At 72.7% G+C, this 21,013-nt stretch carries 18 protein-coding genes and 2 tRNA genes; 17 read left to right on the forward strand and 3 right to left on the reverse strand.

Features of this window, described 5'->3' with window-relative positions:
* Window positions 1-145 precede the first annotated feature (145 nt).
* The 11 genes from dnaA (at window position 146) to K5O09_RS00055 (ending at window position 12,493) form a co-directional block, all read left to right on the forward strand.
* On the forward strand, window positions 146-1,582 hold the full coding sequence (gene dnaA, locus K5O09_RS00005) for a chromosomal replication initiator protein DnaA (RefSeq protein WP_222172473.1): 1,437 nt from the start codon (window positions 146-148) through the stop codon (window positions 1,580-1,582).
* Between the two features lie 741 nt (window positions 1,583-2,323).
* Entirely contained in the window at window positions 2,324-3,454 is a 1,131-nt protein-coding gene (gene dnaN, locus K5O09_RS00010; RefSeq protein ID WP_222170885.1) for a DNA polymerase III subunit beta, read from the forward strand.
* Between the two features lie 136 nt (window positions 3,455-3,590).
* Window positions 3,591-4,523 carry a phosphogluconate dehydrogenase (NAD(+)-dependent, decarboxylating) gene (gnd, locus tag K5O09_RS00015; RefSeq protein WP_222170886.1) on the forward strand — a complete coding sequence of 311 codons (933 nt, stop codon included), beginning with the start codon at window positions 3,591-3,593 and terminating at the stop codon, window positions 4,521-4,523.
* A gap of 10 nt (window positions 4,524-4,533) precedes the next feature.
* Complete coding sequence (gene recF / locus K5O09_RS00020; protein ID WP_222170887.1) at window positions 4,534-5,787, forward strand: DNA replication/repair protein RecF; 1,254 nt, start codon at window positions 4,534-4,536, stop codon at window positions 5,785-5,787.
* Window positions 5,774-6,418, forward strand: a complete 645-nt coding sequence (locus K5O09_RS00025) for a DUF721 domain-containing protein (RefSeq protein WP_255595887.1) — start codon at window positions 5,774-5,776, stop codon at window positions 6,416-6,418. Before recF ends, K5O09_RS00025 begins: the two co-directional genes overlap by 14 nt.
* A gap of 271 nt (window positions 6,419-6,689) precedes the next feature.
* A complete protein-coding gene (gene gyrB, locus K5O09_RS00030; protein WP_222172475.1) occupies window positions 6,690-8,693 on the forward strand; it encodes a DNA topoisomerase (ATP-hydrolyzing) subunit B in 2,004 nt (667 codons plus the stop codon).
* 65 nt (window positions 8,694-8,758) lie between these two features.
* Window positions 8,759-11,371 carry a DNA gyrase subunit A gene (gene gyrA, locus K5O09_RS00035; RefSeq protein WP_222170888.1) on the forward strand — a complete coding sequence of 871 codons (2,613 nt, stop codon included), beginning with the start codon at window positions 8,759-8,761 and terminating at the stop codon, window positions 11,369-11,371.
* Window positions 11,368-12,090, forward strand: coding sequence for a DUF3566 domain-containing protein (locus K5O09_RS00040; RefSeq protein ID WP_222170889.1), 723 nt, complete (start codon window positions 11,368-11,370; stop codon window positions 12,088-12,090). The genes gyrA and K5O09_RS00040 overlap by 4 nt, the downstream gene beginning before the upstream one ends.
* A gap of 62 nt (window positions 12,091-12,152) precedes the next feature.
* Window positions 12,153-12,226 (forward strand) — tRNA-Ile (locus K5O09_RS00045).
* A 23-nt stretch (window positions 12,227-12,249) separates the two neighbouring features.
* Window positions 12,250-12,369, forward strand: a complete 120-nt coding sequence (locus tag K5O09_RS00050) for a DLW-39 family protein (RefSeq protein WP_222170890.1) — start codon at window positions 12,250-12,252, stop codon at window positions 12,367-12,369.
* A 48-nt stretch (window positions 12,370-12,417) separates the two neighbouring features.
* Window positions 12,418-12,493 (forward strand) — tRNA-Ala (locus K5O09_RS00055).
* 65 nt (window positions 12,494-12,558) lie between these two features.
* Here K5O09_RS00055 and K5O09_RS00060 read toward each other — a convergent pair.
* A complete protein-coding gene (locus tag K5O09_RS00060; protein ID WP_222170891.1) occupies window positions 12,559-15,063 on the reverse strand; it encodes an FAD-dependent oxidoreductase in 2,505 nt (834 codons plus the stop codon).
* A gap of 147 nt (window positions 15,064-15,210) precedes the next feature.
* Window positions 15,211-16,122 (reverse strand): hypothetical protein, encoded by a 912-nt coding sequence (locus tag K5O09_RS00065; protein WP_222170892.1) that lies wholly within the window; start codon window positions 16,120-16,122, stop codon window positions 15,211-15,213.
* Between the two features lie 148 nt (window positions 16,123-16,270).
* Here K5O09_RS00065 and K5O09_RS00070 point away from each other — a divergent pair, with 148 nt between their 5' ends.
* The gene (locus K5O09_RS00070; RefSeq protein ID WP_222170893.1) at window positions 16,271-16,813 is read left to right on the forward strand and encodes a peptidylprolyl isomerase; all 543 of its coding nucleotides are present in this window, start codon (window positions 16,271-16,273) and stop codon (window positions 16,811-16,813) included.
* A gap of 7 nt (window positions 16,814-16,820) precedes the next feature.
* Window positions 16,821-17,672: a rhomboid family intramembrane serine protease gene (locus K5O09_RS00075; protein ID WP_222170894.1), complete on the forward strand. Its 852-nt coding sequence runs from the start codon at window positions 16,821-16,823 to the stop codon at window positions 17,670-17,672.
* A 213-nt stretch (window positions 17,673-17,885) separates the two neighbouring features.
* On the opposite strand, the gene K5O09_RS00080 is transcribed toward K5O09_RS00075, so the two are convergent.
* Entirely contained in the window at window positions 17,886-18,134 is a 249-nt protein-coding gene (locus K5O09_RS00080; protein WP_222170895.1) for a cell division protein CrgA, read from the reverse strand.
* Window positions 18,135-18,254: 120 nt separating this feature from the next.
* Between K5O09_RS00080 and K5O09_RS00085 the strand changes: the two genes are divergently transcribed.
* From K5O09_RS00085 to K5O09_RS00100, 4 genes are read left to right on the forward strand one after another with little or no spacing between them, the layout of a single operon-like run.
* Window positions 18,255-19,301 (forward strand): DUF881 domain-containing protein, encoded by a 1,047-nt coding sequence (locus K5O09_RS00085; protein ID WP_255595899.1) that lies wholly within the window; start codon window positions 18,255-18,257, stop codon window positions 19,299-19,301.
* Window positions 19,298-20,164: a class E sortase gene (locus K5O09_RS00090; RefSeq protein ID WP_222170896.1), complete on the forward strand. Its 867-nt coding sequence runs from the start codon at window positions 19,298-19,300 to the stop codon at window positions 20,162-20,164. The genes K5O09_RS00085 and K5O09_RS00090 overlap by 4 nt, the downstream gene beginning before the upstream one ends.
* Window positions 20,164-20,322, forward strand: a complete 159-nt coding sequence (locus K5O09_RS00095) for a hypothetical protein (protein ID WP_222170897.1) — start codon at window positions 20,164-20,166, stop codon at window positions 20,320-20,322. Before K5O09_RS00090 ends, K5O09_RS00095 begins: the two co-directional genes overlap by 1 nt.
* Before the next feature lie 3 nt (window positions 20,323-20,325).
* Complete coding sequence (locus tag K5O09_RS00100) at window positions 20,326-20,949, forward strand: aminodeoxychorismate/anthranilate synthase component II (protein ID WP_222170898.1); 624 nt, start codon at window positions 20,326-20,328, stop codon at window positions 20,947-20,949.
* Window positions 20,950-21,013: the final 64 nt, after the last annotated feature.

Genomic DNA, 21,013 nt, shown 5'->3' on the forward strand with positions numbered 1-21,013 from the left:
TGAACCCGCGTGACCCACAGGTGTGGACAAGTCTGTGGACGCACGGACTGGGCGTGCGACACTCGACCACGCGACTCACGACGGCAGCGACGAGGTACAGGTGTCAGGACAGGACGATCAGCTGGGCCAGGTCTGGTCGGCCGCCATGGCGCAGCTCGAGGTGAGCCCGGACATCACCCCCCGCCAGCTGGCGTTCGTGCGGCTGGCCAAGCCGCTCGGCCTGCTGGACGGCACGATGCTGCTGGCCGTCGGCAACGACCTCACCAAGGACTACCTGGAGACGCGCGTCCGCCAGGAGGTCACGGAGGCGCTGGCCGGCGCGCTCGGCCGCGAGGCCCGGTTCGCGATCACCGTCGACCCGTCGCTGGACGGCGGCGGCGAGGCGCTCACCGCGGGTCCGCCCCCGGCCCGCACCGCGGACCAGGACGGCGACACGGGTCCCGTCGCCGCAGCCGGCCTCGCGTCGGCCGCCGAGGTGACCACCCCGGAGCCCGCACGGCCCGAGCCGTTCCGCCGGGAGCCCGCCGGCCCCACACCGAGCGTCGAGCCGGCCCGTCTCAACCCGAAGTACCTGTTCGAGACCTTCGTCATCGGCTCGTCCAACCGCTTCGCGCACGCGGCCGCGGTGGCGGTCGCCGAGGCGCCCGCCAAGGCCTACAACCCGCTGTTCATCTACGGCGACTCCGGCCTCGGCAAGACGCACCTGCTGCACGCGATCGGCCACTACGCGCGCAACCTCTACCCCTCGGTGCGCGTGCGCTACGTGAACTCCGAGGAGTTCACCAACGACTTCATCAACTCCATCGGCGAGGGCAAGGCCGGCGCGTTCCAGCGCCGCTACCGCGAGGTGGACGTCCTGCTCATCGACGACATCCAGTTCCTGCAGGGCAAAGAGCAGACGATGGAGGAGTTCTTCCACACGTTCAACACCCTGCACAACGCGAACAAGCAGGTCGTCATCACGTCCGACCTGCCGCCGAAGCAGCTCAACGGCTTCGAGGACCGCATGCGGTCGCGGTTCGAGTGGGGCCTCATCACGGACGTGCAGCCGCCGGACCTCGAGACCCGGATCGCGATCCTGCGGAAGAAGTCCGCGAACGACAAGCTGCAGGCCCCCGACGACGTGCTGGAGTACATCGCGTCGAAGATCTCCACGAACATCCGCGAGCTCGAGGGCGCGCTCATCCGGGTGACCGCGTTCGCGAACCTCAACCGCCAGCAGGTCGACCTGTCGCTGGCGGAGATCGTCCTGAAGGACCTCATCACCGACGAGGACCAGGCGGACATCACCGCGACGGCGGTCATCGGCCAGACCGCGGCGTACTTCGGCCTGACCATCGAGGACCTGTGCGGCTCGTCCCGGTCACGGGTGCTGGTGACCGCGCGGCAGATCGCCATGTACCTGTGCCGGGAGCTGACCGACCTGTCGCTGCCGAAGATCGGTCAGGCTTTCGGAGGTCGCGACCACACGACCGTCATGCACGCCAACCGGAAGATCCGCGAGCTCATGGCCGAGCGCCGTTCGATCTTCAACCAGGTCACCGAGCTGACCAACCGCATCAAGCAGGAGAGCCGCGGCTGAGCCGTCGCCCCCTCCTCCGCCAGGACCCCCGCCCGGACCTCCGCGCGGGGGTCCGGTGCGTCCTGGGACGGACGTCCCGTGTCTCAGCCTCAACCAGAGCACGAAGGAGCGGTGGGACGATTACTCACACCTGTGGACGAGTCTGTGGATACCGGTGGATGACCCCCCGGGTTCGTGTGGACGCATCCTCCGGTTTCTGGGGACGCGGGAGGACGACGACCGCTCCGTCCCCGTCCGCCTGCGCCGTCCCCAGCGGGTCCACAGCGCTCGTGCACATCCCGTTCCGGGGCCTGACCTGCGACGACGTCGACCGTCCCCAGGTTCCACAGAAGCGAAGACGACGACGACCGTTACCCAGGAAGAGGATCCACAACCCGTCAGTGCCCTGCCGGGCGGTCCGAGCGCCCTCCCGTCCCACCGGGACCACGGAGCTGCCACGGAGCACCGCGACGGGCCCTGGGGATGACGTCGACGTGCCCCGATCCGTCGTCAGGACGCCCCCTGACGACCCGGGCTCCGGCCGGAGCCGGTCGGTGCCCGTCACCACGGCTCTCCCGTGCCGTCCTGGCGAACGTCAGAGGCCCACGACGTTCGTCCACAGCCCCCGTTCGTCGGTACCGGAGGCCTGGTCCCTCGCGTAGTGTTCGGGGGACCCCTGAGCGCCCTCGACGCCCCCGGGGGCCGCCGAGCACCGACCAGCACAGCAGGGATCCTGTGATCCCCCGACCGAGAGGGTGGGGCATGAAGTTCCGCGTCGAACGCGACGTCCTCGCAGAAGCCGTCACGTGGATCGCCCGCAGCCTGCCCACCCGCCCCCCGGTCCCCGTCCTGGCCGGTGTCCGCATCGAGGCGGACGCCGACGGCACCCTCCGGCTCGCGAGCTTCGACTACGAGGTGTCCGCGCGCTCGGAGATCCCCGCGGACGTCAGCGAGCCGGGCACCGTCCTGGTCTCCGGGCGGCTCCTCGCCGAGATCTCCCGCGCCCTTCCCGCGAAGCCGGTCGACGTGTCCCTGGACGGCACCAAGGTGTCGGTCACCTGCGGCGCGAGCCGCTTCACCCTCCTGACGATGCCCGTCGAGGACTACCCGCAGCTGCCGACGATGCCGGCGCTCACCGGCACGGTCGACGGGGACGAGCTCACCCGCGCCGTCGCCCAGGTCACCGTCGCGGCCAGCCGGGACGACACCCTCCCCCTGCTCACGGGCGTCCGCGTGGAGATCGAGGGCGAGAAGGTCACCCTGCTCGCCACCGACCGCTACCGCCTCGCGCTGCGGGAGATGCGGTGGAAGCCCGCGTTCCCGGACGCCTCGGACGTCGCGCTCGTCCGCGCCCGCACCCTGTCCGACGCGGCGAAGTCGCTCGGCGCCTCGGGCTCGGTGAACGTCGGCCTCGCCACCGGCCAGGGGGTCGACCTCATCGGCTTCGAGGCCGGCGGACGCCACACGACCTCGCTGCTGGTCGACGGTGACTACCCGGCGGTGCGGCGGCTGTTCCCGGACGAGTCGCCCATCCACGCCGTGGTCAACACGCAGCTCCTGGCGGACGCGGCGAAGCGCGTCGCGCTCGTCGCCGAGCGCAACACCCCGATCCGCCTGACCTTCACCGAGGGCCAGGTCGTGCTCGACGCCGGCCAGGGCGACGACGCGCAGGCCTCCGAGGCGCTCGAGGCCACGCTGGTCGGCGAGGACATCGCCGTGGCCTTCAACCCGCAGTTCCTGCTGGACGGGCTCGGCGCGCTGACCACGTCGTTCGTGAGGCTGTCGTTCACGCACCCGAACAAGCCGGTGGAGTTCACCGGCCAGGAGTCGCTCGAGGGCGAGGACCTCAAGGACTACCGCTACCTGCTGGTCCCCATCCGCTTCGCCTCCTGAGGCCCTGCCCGTGTGACCGGCCACGCACCGGCATCGGTCGTCAACGCGGCGACGCCGCAGGACAATGGCGGACGAACACCACGTCCTGGACCTGCTCGCAGGGGCGGGGGACGTGCGGGCGACGAGAGGTGGAGCGATGCGGATCGGCCTGGTGGGTCTGGGCAGGATGGGCGCGAACATGCGCGACCGGATGCGGCGCGCGGGGATCGAGGTCACGGGGTACGACCGGAACCCGGAGGTCTCCGACGTCGCGTCGCTGGCCGACCTGGTCGCCGCCCTGCCCGAGGGCGACCGCATCGTCTGGGTCATGGTCCCGGCCGGTGAGGTCACGCACGGCGTGATCGAGGAGCTCGCGGGTCTGCTCGGTGCCGGCGACCTCGTCATCGACGGCGGCAACTCGTACTTCGGCGACGACAAGGGGCACGCCGCGCAGCTCGGCGAGCGCGGGATCCACTTCGTCGACGTCGGCGTCTCCGGCGGCGTGTGGGGGCTCGCCAACGGCTACGGACTCATGGTCGGCGGAGACGCCGAGCAGGTCGCCCGCGTGATGCCCGTGTTCGACGCCCTGCGACCCGAGGGCCCCCGCGAGGAGGGCTTCGTGCACGCGGGCGCGGTGGGCGCCGGGCACTACGCGAAGATGGTGCACAACGGCATCGAGTACGGCCTCATGCAGGCGTACGCCGAGGGCTACGAGCTGCTGGCGGCCAAGGACATCGTGACCGACGTCGCCGGCACCATGAAGGCCTGGCAGCGCGGCACCGTCGTGCGGTCCTGGCTGCTGGAGCTGCTGGTCAAGGCGCTCGAGGAGGACCAGGACTTCGAGGCGATCGACGACTGGGTCGCGGACTCCGGCGAGGGACGCTGGACGGTCGACGAGGCCATCGAGGCCGCGGTCCCGCTGCCCGTCATCACCGCCGCGCTGTTCGCCCGGTTCCAGTCCCGCCAGGAGGAGTCGCCGGCCATGAAGGCCGTCGCCGCACTGCGTCAGCAGTTCGGCGGGCACGCCGTCCGCGCCGCCGGCGCCCCGATCTCCGGCGACGCCCCGTCGGGCGTGCGCTCGGAGGGCTGACGCCGCGTCGATGTACGTCTCGCACCTGTCCCTGACGGACTTCCGGTCGTACCACCAGGTCGACCTGACCTTCGAGCCGGGGATCACCGCGCTCGTCGGTCCGAACGGGCAGGGCAAGACGAACCTCGTCGAGGCGATCGGCTACGTCTCGACGTTCTCGAGCCACCGCGTGCCGACCGACGCGCCGCTCGTCCGGGCGGGCGCACCGGCGGCCGTGGTGCGCTCGCGCATCGTCCGCGCGCAGGACGACGGGTCCGAGCGGGCTCTGGTGATCGACATCCAGCTCGGCTCGGGCCGGTCGAACCGCGTGAAGCTGAACGGCACGCCGTCGCGTGCCCGGGACGTGGTCGGTGCCCTGCGGTCGGTGCTGTTCGCGCCTGAGGACCTCGCGCTGGTGAAGGGGGACCCGGACGGCCGCCGGCGTTTCGTGGACGAGCTGGCGGTGCAGGTCACGCCGCGGCTCGCGGGCGTGTTCTCCGAGTACGACCGCGTGGTGCGGCAGCGCACGGCGCTCCTGAAGTCGGCGGCCGGCTTCCGCGGCTCCCGGTCGGGCCTCGACCTCAGCACCCTGGACGTCTGGGACGCGAAGCTCGCGGAGCTCGGTGCCCGGGTCGTCGTCGCCCGCCAGGCGGTGGTGACGGCCCTCGACCCGTACGTGGGTGACGCGTACGAGCGGGTGAGCGAGGGCCAGGGGGTGGCCCGCGTCACGTACAGGTCCTCGCTCGCGGCCGCTCTCGGTGCCGACGAGGACGGCGACGGCGCGGCGCGGCGTCCGGGCGGCGGACCGCACGCCGGTGCGGGGCACGCCGAGGTCGAGGCCCAGATGCTCGAGGCCCTGGCACGCGTCCGGCCCAAGGAGCTGGAGCGCGGCGTCTGCCTGGTCGGCCCGCACCGCGACGACCTGACGCTCGTGCTGGGTGACCTCCCCGCGAAGGGTTACGCCAGCCACGGCGAGTCCTGGTCGTTCGCGCTGGCGCTGCGGCTGGCCTCGTACGACCTGCTCACGCACGGGCCTCGACCCGGGACGGGCGACGACGCCGCGGCGTTGTGGGTGGCGGACAGCGGACCGGACGGCGAGCCGGTCCTCATGCTCGACGACGTGTTCGCGGAGCTCGACGCCCGGAGGCGGGCGCGCCTGGCGGAGATGGTCGCCGGGGCGCGGCAGGTGTTCGTGACGGCGGCCGTGCCGGGCGACGTCCCGGACCGCCTGGCGGGTGCGCGCTTCGACGTGCTGGCGTCGGAGGTCGCCCGTGCCGGCGCCTGACGCGGCAGGCGCTTCTGCCCCCCCGGGTCCCGCCGGACCGGCGGGCGCCGCCGACGCGGCGGGCTCCCCGGACGCTGCCGAAGGCGTCTCCCCCGTCCTGGACCCCGCCGTCCCGGTGTGCGAGCAGCTCGACGTCACCCCGGCGGCGCAGATGGCCCGGACGTCCCTCGCCCGGTTCCGTGCGGTGGCCCGGTCCAAGGGGTACCGCCCCGGCCAGCAGGCGCGCGGACGCTCGCCCCTCTCGCCGGCGGAGCGCGGTGGCCCGGGGATCCACCCGCGCGACCCGCAGACCGTGTCCAGCACGATGGCCTCGCTGTTCCGCGACCGCGGCTGGGTGCAGGAGGTGTCGGTCGGCGGGGTGATCGGCCGGTGGCGGGACGTCGTGGGTGACCAGATCGCCGACCACTGCACGCCCGAGACGTTCGCCGAGGGCGTCCTGGTGGTGCGCACCGACTCCTCGGCGTGGGCGCAGCAGCTCAAGCTGCTCGCCCCGCAGCTCGTCCGGCGGCTCTCGGAGGACGTCGGCGAGGGCGTGGTCCAGGAGGTCAGGGTGCTGGGACCGGCCGGGCCGGGCTTCGGGCGCGGCAAGCGCTCGGTGCGCGGCCGGGGGGCGCGGGACACCTGGGGCTGATGCCGCGGGACCGCACCGCGGGAACGCATCCACAGGCCCGCGGTTCGACGGGGGTTCCGGCGCGGGGCCGGGTACACTGTGGAGTGACATCCTGGCGCGTCTGCGCCGGTCCAGGACGCACGATCTCCGTCGTCGTGGAGTGATCCGCTCTCCCGCCGGGCAGAGGGGCCCCTCCGCCGCGTGTGAGAACTGAGGAGCACCACCGCCCGTGGCTGACCAGAGCCCCTCCACCGGACCTGCCGTCGACGACCCGAACGCACCGGGGAGGACGGTGGACGGGGCTCCCGCCTACGACGCCTCCGCGATCACGGTGCTCGAGGGCCTCGAGGCCGTCCGCAAGCGTCCCGGCATGTACATCGGCTCGACCGGTGAGCGCGGCCTGCACCACCTCGTGTACGAGGTCGTCGACAACTCCGTGGACGAGGCGCTCGCGGGGTACTGCGACCACATCGAGGTCACGCTGCTGGCCGACGGCGGGGTGCGCGTCGTCGACAACGGCCGCGGCATCCCCGTCGCGATCCACCCGACGGAGGGCCGCCCGACGGTCGAGGTCGTCATGACCATCCTGCACGCGGGCGGCAAGTTCGGCGGGGGCGGCTACGCGGTCTCCGGCGGCCTGCACGGCGTCGGCATCTCGGTCGTCAACGCCCTGTCGACGCGCGTGCAGACGGTCGTCAAGCGCGACGGGTACACCTGGGAGCAGGACTTCGAGGACGGCGGCAAGCCGGCGGGCGAGCTGCGCCGCGGCGAGGCCACGCAGGAGACCGGCACCTCCCAGACGTTCTGGGCCGACCCGGGCATCTTCGAGACCGTCGACTTCGACTTCGAGACACTGCGCTCGCGGTTCCAGCAGATGGCGTTCCTCAACAAGGGCCTCCAGATCACGCTCACGGACGAGCGCCCGCAGCACGGCGACACCGAGGACGAGGTCGCCGGCAGCGACGGCGCGGCGGACGAGGCTCCGGCTGCGGCCCGCAAGGTCGTGTACCGGTACGACGGCGGCCTGGTCGACTACGTCAAGCACCTCAACTCGGCGAAGAAGGTCGAGCTGGTGCACCCGGAGGTCGTCGACTTCGAGGCGGAGGACACCGAACGCAAGATCTCCGTCGAGATCGCCCTCCAGTGGACGAACGCCTACTCGGAGTCGGTGCACACCTACGCGAACACCATCTCGACCACCGAGGGCGGGACGCACGAGGAGGGCTTCCGCGCCGCGATGACCTCGCTGGTCAACCGGTACGCGCGGGACAAGGGCATCCTCAAGGAGAAGGACGACAACCTCACGGGCGACGACATCCGCGAGGGCCTCACGGCGGTCATCTCGGTCAAGCTCGGCGAGCCGCAGTTCGAGGGTCAGACCAAGACCAAGCTCGGCAACACCGAGGCCAAGACGTTCGTGCAGCGCGTGGTGAACGAGCAGCTCGGCGACTGGCTGGACTCGCACCCCAACGAGGCGCGGGACGTCATCCGCAAGGCCATCCAGGCCAGCCAGGCCCGCATCGCCGCCCGCAAGGCGCGCGAGGCCACCCGGCGCAAGGGCCTGCTCGAGTCGAACTCGATGCCGGGCAAGCTCAAGGACTGCCAGTCCAACAACCCGGCCGAGTGCGAGATCTTCATCGTCGAGGGCGACTCCGCCGGCGGCTCGGCGGTCCGTGGCCGGAACCCGCAGACGCAGGCGATCCTCCCGCTGCGCGGCAAGATCCTCAACGTCGAGCGGGCCCGCCTCGACCGGGCGCTCGGCAACGCCGAGGTCCAGGCGCTCATCACGGCGTTCGGCACCGGCATCGGCGAGGACTTCGACCTCTCCAAGCTGCGCTACCACAAGATCGTGCTCATGGCCGACGCCGACGTCGACGGCCAGCACATCCGGACGCTCCTGCTGACGCTGCTGTACCGGTACATGCCCGAGCTGATCCTCAAGGGCCACGTGTACATGGCGCAGCCGCCGCTGTTCCGCATCAAGTGGTCGAACGCCCCGCACGACTACGTGTACTCCGACCGGGAGCGGGACGCCGTGCTCGCCGACGGCCAGGCGAACGGCAAGCGGATCCCGAAGGACAACGGCATCCAGCGCTACAAGGGTCTGGGCGAGATGGACTACTCGGAGCTCTGGGAGACCACGATGTCCCCCGAGCACCGCACCCTGCTGCAGGTCACGCTCGACGAGGCGGCCGCGGCGGACGAGATCTTCTCCGTGCTCATGGGCGAGGACGTCGAGTCCCGCCGCTCGTTCATCCAGCGCAACGCGCGCGACGTGCGGTTCCTCGACATCTGACCTGCCCGACCCGCCCGGCCGGCTGCCTGCGCGCCGGGCCCCGTCCCACCGAAGGACACTGACCAGTGACAGAGCTGACCGGCGACAACATCGAGCACGGCCGCATCGACCAGGTGGACCTGCAGCTCGAGATGCAGCGGTCCTACCTGGACTACGCGATGGCCGTCATCGTGGGCCGCGCGCTCCCGGACGTCCGCGACGGCCTCAAGCCGGTGCACCGCCGCGTCCTGTACGCGATGTACGACGGCGGCTACCGCCCGGACCGCCAGTTCTCGAAGTGCTCGCGCGTCGTCGGCGACGTCATGGGCAAGTACCACCCGCACGGTGACACGGCGATCTACGACGCCCTGGTCCGCCTGGTGCAGGACTGGTCGCTGCGGTACCCGCTGGTCGCGGGCCAGGGGAACTTCGGGTCGCCCGGCGACGACCCGGCCGCGGCCCCGCGGTACACCGAGTGCAAGATGGCCCCGCTCGCCATGGAGATGGTGCGGGACATCGACGAGGACACCGTCGACTTCCAGGACAACTACGACGGCCGCACCCAGGAGCCGTCGATCCTGCCCTCGCGGTTCCCGAACCTGCTGGTCAACGGCTCCGCCGGCATCGCGGTCGGCATGGCGACCAACATCCCGCCGCACAACCTGCGCGAGGTCGCGGAGGGCGTCCGCTGGCACCTCGACAACCCCGGGGCGTCCAAGGAGGAGCTGCTCGCGGCCCTCCTCACGCGCATCAAGGGGCCGGACTTCCCCACCGGCGCGACGATCCTCGGGCACAAGGGCATCGACGAGGCGTACCGCACGGGGCGTGGCTCCATCACGATGCGCGCGGTCGTCGAGGTCGAGGAGATCCAGGGCCGCATCTGCCTGGTCGTCACCGAGCTGCCGTACCAGGTCAACCCCGACACCCTCGCGAAGAAGATCGCCGACCTGGTGCGCGAGAACCGGGTCCAGGGCATCGCGGACATCCGCGACGAGACCTCCGGCCGCACCGGCCAGCGCCTCGTCATCGTGCTCAAGCGCGACGCCGTCGCGAAGGTCGTGCTCAACAACCTGTACAAGCACACCCAGCTGCAGGACACGTTCGGCGCCAACATGCTCGCGCTGGTCGACGGCGTGCCGCGCACGCTCAGCCTCGACGCGTTCATCCGGCACTGGACGACCCACCAGATGGACGTCATCGTCCGGCGGACCAGCTTCCGGCTGCGCAAGGCCGAGGAGCAGATCCACATCTACCGCGGCTACCTCAAGGCGCTCGACGCGCTCGACGAGGTCATCGCGCTGATCCGTCGCTCCCCCGACGCGGACGAGGCCCGCACCGGGCTGATGGCCCTCCTGGACATCGACGAGCTCCAGGCGAACGCGATCCTCACCCTGCAGCTCCGCCGGCTCGCCGCGCTCGAGCGCCAGAGGATCCTCGACGACTACGCCAAGCTCGAGCGGGAGATCCAGGGCTACCGCGCGATCCTCGAGTCCCCGGAGCGGCAGCGCGGCATCGTCCGCGAGGAGCTCGACGAGATCGTCGACAAGTACGGCGACGAGCGCCGGACCACGATCCTGCCGTTCGACGGCGAGGTGTCGGTCGAGGACCTCATCGCCGAGGAGGAGATGGTCGTCACCATCACCCGCGGCGGCTACGCCAAGCGGACCCGGTCGGACAGCTACCGCGCGCAGCGCCGCGGCGGCAAGGGCGTCCGGGGCGCGCAGCTGCGCGAGGACGACATCGTCGACCACTTCTTCGTCACGACGACCCACCACTGGCTGCTCTTCTTCACCAACCTCGGCCGGGTCTACCGCGCCAAGGCGTACGAGCTGCCCGAGGGTGGCCGGGACGCGAAGGGCCAGCACGTCGCGAACCTGCTGGCGTTCCAGCCGGGCGAGAAGATCGCCCAGGTGCTGGACCTGCGGGACTACGAGCAGGCGGAGTACCTGGTGCTCGCCACCAAGCGCGGCCTGGTCAAGAAGACGCGCCTGACCGAGTACGACTCCAACCGGTCCGGCGGCGTCATCGCGATCAACCTCCGCGAGGACGAGAACGGCCTGCCGGACGAGCTGGTGTCGGCGCGCATCGTCGACTCCGTGAACGACCTGATCCTCGTGTCGCGCAAGGGCCAGTCGCTGCGCTTCACCGCCACCGACGAGGCGCTGCGGCCGATGGGTCGCGCCACCTCCGGCGTCACGGGCATGAAGTTCCGCGCCGACGACGAGCTGCTGGCCATGGACGTGGTCCGTGAGGAGGCGTTCCTGTTCACGGTGACCCAGGGCGGCATCGCCAAGCGCACGGCGCTCACCGTGGAGAACTACCGCGTGCAGGGGCGTGGCGGCCTCGGCATCAAGGTCGCCAACCTCCCGGAGGCGAACGGCGACCTGGTGGGCGCCCTCGTCACCGACGCGGACGACGAGGTGCTGGTCATCATGGAGCGCGGCAAGATCGTGCGCTCGGCCACGTCGGAGGTCAACGCCACGGGTCGCACGACGCAGGGCGTCATCTTCGCGAAGCCCGACAACGGCGACCGGATCATCGCCGTCGCGCGCAACATCGAACGTCACCTCGGCGACGAGGCGGGTACCGTGGGTGCGACGGGCGAGCCGGACGTGGCATCCGCCGCCCTCGAGGACACCAGCGCCACCACAGCTCCGGAAGCCCCGGTGGCTGACGAGACCTCCGAGGAGGATGCGTGAGCGACACGCCTCCGTCGATCCCGCCGCGCAAGGCCGCGGACGCGTCCGAGAAGCCGTCGGGCGGTCGCACGGCCACCGAGACCTCGCCGCGCGGCGCAGCGTCCACGCAGGCCACGCCCACCGCGCCCCGCGGCTCCGCGACCGCCCCGGCCCGGCCCGCCACCGGCGGCGCGTCGCCCGCGGGCAAGCCCGCGGGTTCCAGCAAGCCGGCCGGCGCGACCTCCGGGTCGGCGGCTCCGGCGTCCGCCGCTCCTGCCGGCGCCGCCGCGGCCGGCACGGCGACCGCCACCAAGCCGGCGCCGCGCCCCGCGCGTGACGCCGAGACCGCGACCGCGCCGCGCCCCTCGGTCACCGGGGCCGGCCCGCGGCGCGTCCGCCTCGCGATCTCGCGGGTCGACCCGTGGTCGGTCATGAAGCTGTCGTTCCTCATGTCCGTCGCGATCGGCATCATGATCGTCGTCGCGGCCGCCGTGGTGTGGCTGACGCTCGACGGGCTCGAGGTGTTCGCCAAGCTCAACGGCCTCATCACCGAGATCCTCGCGGACTCCGACTTCGACATCATGCAGTACGTCGAGTTCGACCGGGTCATCTCCGTGGCCACGCTCATCGGGGTCGTCGACGTCTTCCTCATCACCGCGCTGTCCACCATCGGGGCGTTCCTGTACAATATCACCGCCGCCCTGGTCGGTGGCGTGCACGTCACCATGACGGACGAGTGACCCGCGGTTTGGGCGGGCAGCCCCTGCTGGGGTAGTCTCGTCCGGCACGCCAGCCGTGCGACGGGCCTATAGCTCAGACGGTTAGAGCGCTTCCCTGATAAGGAAGAGGTCAGAGGTTCAAGTCCTCTTAGGCCCACTCCCGAGCCCTGGGGGGAACCCGTGAAGAAGCTCCTTCTCCTGACGGCCGTGGCCGTCGCGGGATACGTCGCCTGGACGCGGTACGCCGCCGAGCGCGACGACCGGGACCTGTGGGCCGAGGTCACCGACCCGGTCGAGTAGGGCTCGCCCACGCAGCACCTCCCGGTGCGGCCGCACCCGGTCGCACACGGGGCCATGGCGCAATTGGTAGCGCACCTGCTTTGCAAGCAGGGGGTTAGGGGTTCGAGTCCCCTTGGCTCCACCACCACAGGCCGCTGACCCGTGACGACGCCGGCGGGCGTGACCCACGGCGGACGGCTGTGCCGCAGGTCAGATGAACAGGGTCGTGCCGGACCGGTCGGCCGCACCGAGGAACGACGCCACACCGGCGAACGTCACGCCGTCCACGAGGTCGCTCGCCGCGATGCCCATGAGGTCCATGCTCATCGTGCACGCCGTGAGGTCGGCGCCGCCGCTCACCGCGGACTCCAGGAGCTCCGGCAGGGACGGCACGGCGTGGTCGCGCATCACCTTCTTGATCATCGCCGTGCCGGCCCCGGCCAGGTGCATCTGCGACAGGGTCAGTGCGTCCGGCCCGGAGGGCATCATCGCGGCGAACATCCGGTCGGTGACGCTCTTGGGGCGCGTGGGCGCATCGGCCCGCCGCAGGGCGTTGAGGCCCCAGAACGTGAAGAACATCGACACGGGCTTGCCCATCGCGAGCGCGCCGTTCGCGATGATGAACGCGGCGAGCACCTTGTCGAGGTCACCGCTGAACACCACGAACGAGACGCCGTCCCGTGGCGCGGCGACCTGTCCGGCCGGCGCGGCCTGAGCGGGCGCCCGGTGCCCTGCCCGGAACCGAGCCCGGAACCCGGGACCGTCGGGCTGCATGCTCAGCAGCTCGTGGCCCTGCGCCGCCGCCCACGCCGGGCCGTCGTGCGCGAACCCCGGGTCGGAGACGCGCACCTCCACGTCGTCCCCGGGGGCCAGGCCCCGCACGGTCTCCGCGAGGCGCATGATCGGTCCCGGGCAGGCGAGCCCGGTGCAGTCGAGCTCCACGAGCCGCCCGGCCGCGGCCTCCGCCGGCACGGGCGCGGTGCGTGACGTCGGAGGCGCGGCGTACGGGATCTCCGGCTCCTGCGGCGCGGGCTCCCCGGGGACGTGGTGCCAGGCCCGGAACGTCGTCGACCCGCCGGACAGTGTGCGCACGTCGGCGAACCCGCGCTGCACCAGCGCGCGGTGCGCGAGGTAGGACCGGAAGCCGACCGCGCAGTACAGCCGCACCGGCACGGAGCGGTCCCAGCCGGCGCTCGCCTCGCGGAGCGTCGCGAGGGGGACGTTCTCGGCGCCCGGCAGGTGCCAGAGGGCGAACTCCTCGGGGGTGCGCACGTCCACCAGACGTGCGCCGTCCACGGCCTGCGGGTACTCCTGGGCGTACCAGAGGTCGAGGTCGCCGCGGCGGGTGTTGGCGGCGACGAACGCCGCCATGTTCACCGGGTCCTTGGCCGAGCCGAACGGCGGGGCGTACGCCAGCTCGGCCTCCTCCAGGTCCTCGACGGTCAGCCCCGCGCGGAGCGCGACCGCGAGGACGTCGAGGCGCTTGTCGACGCCGTCGAAACCCGAGGCCTGCGCGCCGAGCAGCCGTCCGGAGGCCGGGTCGAACAGGACCTTGAGGTGCATCATCGCGGTGCCGGGGTAGTAGCCCGCGTGGCCGGACGGGTGCACGTGCACGGCCCGGTACGGAACGCCGAGGTCCCGCAGCTGGCGCTCGGTCGCGCCGGTGCCGCCCGCGACCATGTCGAAGACCTTCACCACGGACGTCCCCTGCGTCGACCGGTAGCGCGTGTCGCGGCCGCAGATGCTCTCCGCCGCCACCCGGCCCTGGCGGTTCGCCGGACCGGCCAGCGGCTGCAGCCACCGTCCCGGGAGCACCGGGTGCGCGGTCTCCACGACGTCCCCCGCGGCCCAGATGTGCGGGTCGCTCGTGCGCATCTGCTCGTCGACGACGACGCCGCCGTGCTCACCGATCTCGAGCCCGGCGTCCCGGGCGAGACCCGCCGCGGGACGCACGCCGACGGCCAGGACGACGAGGTCGGCGCGCAGCGTGCGCGCGGAGGTCAGCTCGGCGTCGACGCCGCCGTCGGACCGGGCGACGAACGCCGCTGCCGCCGTGGACAGGTGCAGCTCGACGCCGCGTGAGCGCAGATGCTGCTCGACGGGGACGGCGATCTCCCGGTCGACGGGCGGCAGGATCTGGTCTGCCGTCTCGACCACGGCGACGTGGACGCCGCGGTGGTGGAGGTTCTCCGCGGTCTCGAGGCCGATGTACCCGGCGCCGACGACGACGGCGCGCACAGGGCCGCGATCACCGCGGGCGTGCGCCGCCAGCGCCTCGTCCACCCGCGCCTTGATGCGGTCCATGTCGCCGACCCGCCGCAGCACCAGCACCTCGGGCAGGTCGGCGCCGGGCAGCGCCGGGCGGACGGGCTCCGCGCCCGGGCACAGCGCGAGCGCGTCGTAGTCCTCCGTGTACTCGCGTCCGGTGTCGCGGTCCAGCACGTGCACGCGACGGGCCTCGGGGTCGACGGCGACGACCTCCTGGGCGACCCGCACGTCGATGTCGAGGCTCTCCCGCAGGGACGCGGGGGTCTGCAGCAGCAGCCGCTCACGTTCCGCGATCACCTCGCCGATGTGGTACGGCAGCCCGCAGTTCGCGAACGACACGTGCCGACCTCGCTCGAGCACGACGATCTCCGCGTGCTCGTCGAGGCGGCGTGCCCGCGCGGCCACCGAGGCACCCGCGGCGACGCCCCCGACGACGACGATCTTCATGACCCACTCCTTCTGCCGGTGTGCGGCCACGACCGTACCGATACCCCCTGGGGTATGAGCGGGACCTGAGTCCCGCGTGGACCGCTCCGGACGCGGGACGGCCCGGCACCTGCGCGGTGCCGGGCCGTCCGGGTCGTGCTGGGGGGCTCAGGCCTCCGGCTTCTCGCCCTCCGCCGCGGTGTCGGGCTTCTTCGGGGCCGCACGGCGCTGCGTCGCCTTCTTGGTCGCCTCGCCGACCTTCTCGGTGGCGTCGGCGACGCGCTCCTCGACGTCCTCGCGGACCTCCGCGACCCTCTCCGCAGCCTTCTTGGTGGCCTCGCGGCCGCGGGCGACGGCCTCGCCGGCCGCCTCGCCGACGGCCTCGGCGGCGTCACCCGCGCGGGCGCGGAGCTGGTCGGCCGCCGGGGCCTCCGGCTCCCACGGCTCGGCCCACGGGTCCGTGGTCGTCCGGGACCGGGTCCAGGCGAACGCTGCGGCGCCGGCGCCGGCCAGGGCCGCCACGAGGAAGAACCGCTTGGCACCCGTGTGCTTCTTCTTGCCGGACTGCTTCGTCGCTGCTGCGACCGCCGCGGCCGCTGCGGCGGCCCGGGCCTTCGAGGCGTCCGCGCCCTTGTCGGCCACGTGCTCGACCGCGGAGCCGGCGCGCTCGGCGGCCTCGTTCACAGCCGCGACGAGCTTCGGCAGCAGCTCGTCGACGAGCTTGTCGTGAGCGGTGTCGATGACCGGGCCGGCCTTCACCGCCGCCTTCTCGACGCGCGGGGCGGCGGCCTTGACGCTCTCCTTGTACAGGTGGTCGATCCGCGGGATCAGCCACTCGACGGCGGCCTCGACGCGCGGCTGGGTCCACTCGACGGCGTGCCCGGCGGCGCCCTTCGCGGCGACGGCCGCCTCCGCCGCCTGCACCTTCGCGGTCGCCGCCAGCTTGCCGGCTCCGTCGGCGGCCTTGCTCCCGGCGTCGGCGAGGGCGGCGCCCACGTCGGCGGCCTGGTCCTTGAGGCGCTCGGAGGTCAGGTGGTCGGTGACGGTCTCGAGCTTGCTCCGTCGGGTCAGGAAGGCCATGTCCACACTCTCCCTCAGGGGTGGTCCGTTGACGTCCCACTCTGCCACCGTCGCGCTCTTCGCGCAGGTGGCGGCGCTGTGTTCGTCGCCCGTGAACACGGGACCCTCACGGGGTCGCCGCCGGGTCCGGCGTGACAGGATGACGGGCATGCACGCGACCCTGCACACCAACCGTGGTGACATCCGCCTGGAGCTCTTCCCGAACCACGCCCCGCGCACCGTGGAGAACTTCCGCGGCCTCGCCACCGGCGAGAAGGAGTGGACCGACCCCGCGACCGGCGAGCCGCGCACCGGGACCCCGCTGTACGACGGAGTCGTCTTCCACCGCGTCATCGACGGCTTCATGATCCAGGGCGGTGACCCGCTCGGGCGTGGCACCGGCGGCCCCGGGTACACGTTCGACGACGAGATCCACCCCGAGCTGCGGTTCTCCGAGCCGTACCTGCTGGCCATGGCGAACGCGGGCCTGCGCCGCGACCCGGTCACCGGCCAGGTCGGCGGCACGAACGGCTCGCAGTTCTTCATCACCGTGACCACGACGCCGCACCTCAACGGCAAGCACACGATCTTCGGCAAGGTGGCGGACGACGAGTCCCGCGCCGTCGTCGACGCGATCGCGACGACCCGCACCCGCCCGGGCGACCGGCCGGTCGAGGACGTCGTCATCCAGTCGGTGACCATCGAGCCCTGACGCCCCGATGACCCAGCCGCAGCCGGTCCCCGCTCCCGCTCCCCCGCCGGTCTGCCCGCGGCACCCCGACCGCATCGCCTACGTGCGGTGCCAGCGGTGCGGCCGGCCGACGTGCCCGGAGTGCCAGCGGCCGGCCGCGGTGGGCATCCAGTGCGTCGACTGCGTGCGGGACGCGGCGCGTCAGTCCCGTCCCGCACGCACCGCCTTCGGGGGCGCCGTCACCGGCCGCACCCCCGTGGTGACGTACACGCTCATCGCGCTGTGCGTCCTGTCGTACGTCCTCCAGCTGACCGTGCCGGGCTGGACGCAGCGTCTGGCGTTCGCGCCGGTGCTGGGCGAGTCGGAACCGTGGCGGTTCCTCACGGCGGCGTTCCTGCACTCCCAGAACCAGATCCTGCACATCGTGTTCAACATGGTGGCGCTGTGGTCGGTCGGACCGTTCCTCGAGGCGATGCTCGGGCGGTGGCGCTTCCTCGCGCTGTACCTGCTCAGCGCGGTCGGCGGGTCGGTGATGTTCCTGCTGCTCGCGTCGCCGGACTCGCTGAGCTGGTTCACCTGGCTCGTCGGCGCGTCCGGCGCGGTGTTCGGGCTGTTCGGCGCTGTGCTCGTCGTGCTGCGTCGCACGGGGCGCAGCGCCGGCGGCATCGTCGGTGTCCTGGTGATCAACGCCGTGCTCGGGTTCGTGCTGCCGGGCGTGGCCTGGCAGGCGCACCTCGGCGGCCTGGTGGTGGGCGCCGTGCTCGGCACGGCGTTCGCGTACGCGCCGCGCGAGCGCCGGCTGCCGGTGGCGGTCGGCGCCTGCGCGGGCGTCGCGGTGCTCCTGGCAGCGGCCGTCCTGGTGAGCTACGGGGCGGTGTGACGCCCGTCCCCAGCGTTGCTCACAGCTGGGGAATTACACCGCTGTAGTTATCCACAGGGTTGTGCACCCCTGGGGACATCGTGCGCCGGTGCCTGGGGACAACGGCGCGCGGGCTGGGGACGGTGCTGTGGTCGACGTCGTGGTGACCCGCCCGGTCACCGGGGCGGCGGGCCGCAGGAGACCCTGTCCCGGCACCCCGACGCCCTCGTCGCGCTACTTCCAGCGGGTGGCCATCCCGAGCCCGCCCAGCGCGAACGCGAAGCCGATCGCGAGGTTCCACGACCGGATGCCGGGGACCGGGTAGTCGAACCCCGTGAGGTACGTGACGACGATCCAGAGCAGGCCGAGCAGCAGCAGCCCGCCCAGCACCGGCACGAACCACGGCGGGTTGACGCCGGGGCCGGCGGACTTCTCGGGCGGCGCGGTGTAGTGCGACTTCTGCCGCGTCCTCGACTTGGGCACGGGGATGCTCCTGACCTCGACCGTCGGACGTGCGCCCGATCTGCGCACGACCCGCTGTGGACGCACACCTCCGCGGCGCCGTCGTGGCCTAGCGTAGTGGCGACACCGAGGGGGGGAAGCGTGCCTGACGAGCACCCCGAGCGCCGGCCCCACGGCGCCCACGCCGCGAGGACCGCGGCGTCGTCCTCCGGTGCCCGCAGCACGGCGGACGGCGGGGTTCCCGGTACGTCCGGTCCCGCGGGGGCGTCCGGTGCGGGCGCCCGTCCGACGGAGCGCCTGCGTGACCCGGCCCGGCACGGCGACGACCAGGTCTCCGCCCGCCTGCACGCCGCGCGCGAGCGGGCTCAGCACCGCCTCACCCGGCAGCGGCGCGGGCGCGCCCTGCGGGGCACCGCGTCGGTGGCCCTGGTCATGGCGCTCGCCGGCGCGCTGTTCACCGCCAACGCCCGGCTCTCGGCGGGGACCGACACCCGCCAGCCGCAGGACCTCCAGGGGCTGCAGGCCAACGAGGACGCGCGGCGCGAGCGGCTCGCCGACGAGGTGGCGGTGCTGCGCGCCGAGGTCGACGCGCTGACCCAGGAGCAGACCGACACCGTCGGCCTCGAGTGGCAGTCGGCCGGCTCGGCGTTCGACATCGCCTCCGGGCGCGTCGCCGTCACCGGCACCGGGATCACGGTGAGCCTCGACGACGCGCCGGCGGACGGTCCCCGTCCGGCCGGCACCGGGCCGGACGATCTCGTGGTGCACCAGCAGGACCTGCAGGCCGTCATCAACGCGCTGTGGGTGGGTGGCGCCGAGGCCATGGCGCTCATGGACCAGCGCGTGATCTCGACGAGCGCGTTCCAGTGCATCGGCAACGTGCTGTCGCTCCAGGGCCGCCGGTACTCGCCGCCGTACGTCGTCACCGCCGTGGGCGACCCCGAGGAGCTGCTCGCCGCGCTCGACGCCGACCCCGCCGTGCGGGCCTACCGGTCGTGGGTGGACGCCGTCGGCCTCGGCTGGGCCGTGACCGAGCCGGACGGCGGCGTCCAGGTGCCCGCCTACGATGGGTCGGTCGACATGAGGTACGCCAGCGTGCCGTCCGGCACCGAGGTCCTGCCCGGCCTCGTCGCGGGCAGCAGCACCGCGACCGGAGCGCAGAGCCGGCGGGAGGGCACCGGGGGATGAGCGGGACGGAGGCCACGTGGCCGCCCCTCGGCGAGCCCGGCGACGGGGGCGCCCGCGGCCCGGCCACGACGGGGACGACCGAGCCGCCGACACGGGCGGGCCGCCGGGCGTCGCGGGGGAGCGCCGGTGCCGCTCGTCCGCCGCGCCGGGGCGCCGGGATCCTGCTCGGAGCCGTGGGCGTGCTCGGCGAGCTGCTCATCACCGCCGGCGTGCTGCTGCTCGCGTTCCTCGCGTGGCAGCTGTGGTGGACCGACGTCGTGGCCGACCGGGAGCAGGCCCGCGTCGTCGCCGAGCAGGGCTGGGACGAGCCGCTCGCCGACCTCGACGACGGCCCGGCGATCGTCACGCCGCGGTACGACGAGCCTCCCGTCATGGAGCAGCCGCCGTACCTCACGACCTTCGCGTCCATGCGCGTGCCGCGGTGGGACGGCGAGCCGACCCGCACCATCACCCAGGGCACCGACCGGGAGAACGTGCTCAACCCGCTGGGCGTCGGGCACTACGACGGCACCGCCATGCCCGGCGGGGTCGGCAACTTCGCCCTGGCCGCGCACCGCACCACCTACGGCAAGCCGTTCAACCGGATCGAGGAGCTCCAGGAGGGCGACCCGATCGTCGTGTGGACCGAGGAGGCCTGGTACGTCTACCGGGTCACGGACTCGCAGATCGTCCTGCCGCACGAGACGCAGGTCATCGAGCCGGTCCCGAACCAGCCCGGCGTAGCGCCGACCGAGCGGTTCATCACCCTGACGACCTGCCACCCCATGTTCTCCGCGCGCGAGCGCTACATCGTGCACGGTGTGATGGACTACTGGGCACCCCTCGACGAGGGTGTGCCCGCCGAGCTCGTGGAGGGCACCTGATGTACGGCTGGTTGTGGCGGCACCTGCCCGGACCCGCGCTCGTGCGGGCGCTCGTGCTGCTGGTCCTCGCCGCGGGCGTGCTCGCGGCGTGCTTCGTGTGGGTGTTCCCGTGGCTCGCCCCGTCCATGCCGTTCAACGACACCACCGTGGGGGAGTGACCGATGAGCCGGATCCTCGTCGTCGACAACTACGACTCGTTCGTCTACACGATCGTCGGCTACCTCGACCAGCTCGGCGCGGAGACGGTGGTCGTGCGGAACGACGCGGTGCCGCCCGTCGAGGAGCGGGCCGGGTTCGACGGCGTGCTCATCTCGCCCGGCCCCGGCACGCCGTCGGAGGCCGGCGCCTCGATGCAGGTGATCCGCGACTGCGCGGCGTCGGGGACGCCCATGCTCGGCGTCTGCCTCGGCCACCAGGCGCTCGGCGAGGTGTTCGGCGGCACGGTCACGCACGCGCCCGAGCTCATGCACGGCAAGACCAGCCAGGTCGCGCACGACGGGCAGGGCGTGTTCGAGGGCCTGCCGACGCCGTTCACCGCGACGCGCTACCACTCGCTGGCCGTCGTCGACGGGACCGCGTCCGACGAGCTCGTCGTCACCGCCCGGGCGAACGGCATCATCATGGGCCTGCAGCACCGCGAGCTGCCGCTGCACGGCGTCCAGTTCCACCCGGAGTCCGTGCTGACCGAGGGCGGCCACCGGCTGCTCGCGAACTGGCTGGCGCTGACCGGCGCGGACGACGCCGTCGAGCGCTCCGCGGACCTGCACCCGCTCGTCCGCCCGTAGCGCGCGCGACGCCGGGGCGCCGCGAACGACGACGCCGCCGGCACCCGTGCGGGAGATCCCACGG

It is taken from the genome of Cellulomonas sp. C5510, assembly GCF_019797765.1.
GTDB lineage: Bacteria > Actinomycetota > Actinomycetes > Actinomycetales > Cellulomonadaceae > Cellulomonas.

Excerpts from the sequence above, each read along its gene's own strand:
- dnaA (WP_222172473.1), top strand. The coding sequence starts at position 146 with ATGGCGCAGCTCGAGGTGAGCCCGGACATCACCCCCCGCCAGCTGGCG.
- dnaN (WP_222170885.1), top strand. The coding sequence starts at position 2,324 with ATGAAGTTCCGCGTCGAACGCGACGTCCTCGCAGAAGCCGTCACGTGG.
- gnd (WP_222170886.1), top strand. The coding sequence starts at position 3,591 with ATGCGGATCGGCCTGGTGGGTCTGGGCAGGATGGGCGCGAACATGCGC.
- recF (WP_222170887.1), top strand. The coding sequence starts at position 4,534 with ATGTACGTCTCGCACCTGTCCCTGACGGACTTCCGGTCGTACCACCAG.
- K5O09_RS00060 (WP_222170891.1), bottom strand. The coding sequence starts at position 15,063 with ATGAAGATCGTCGTCGTCGGGGGCGTCGCCGCGGGTGCCTCGGTGGCC.
- K5O09_RS00065 (WP_222170892.1), bottom strand. The coding sequence starts at position 16,122 with ATGGCCTTCCTGACCCGACGGAGCAAGCTCGAGACCGTCACCGACCAC.
- K5O09_RS00070 (WP_222170893.1), top strand. The coding sequence starts at position 16,271 with ATGCACGCGACCCTGCACACCAACCGTGGTGACATCCGCCTGGAGCTC.
- K5O09_RS00075 (WP_222170894.1), top strand. The coding sequence starts at position 16,821 with ATGACCCAGCCGCAGCCGGTCCCCGCTCCCGCTCCCCCGCCGGTCTGC.
- K5O09_RS00090 (WP_222170896.1), top strand. The coding sequence starts at position 19,298 with ATGAGCGGGACGGAGGCCACGTGGCCGCCCCTCGGCGAGCCCGGCGAC.
- K5O09_RS00095 (WP_222170897.1), top strand. The coding sequence starts at position 20,164 with ATGTACGGCTGGTTGTGGCGGCACCTGCCCGGACCCGCGCTCGTGCGG.
- K5O09_RS00100 (WP_222170898.1), top strand. The coding sequence starts at position 20,326 with ATGAGCCGGATCCTCGTCGTCGACAACTACGACTCGTTCGTCTACACG.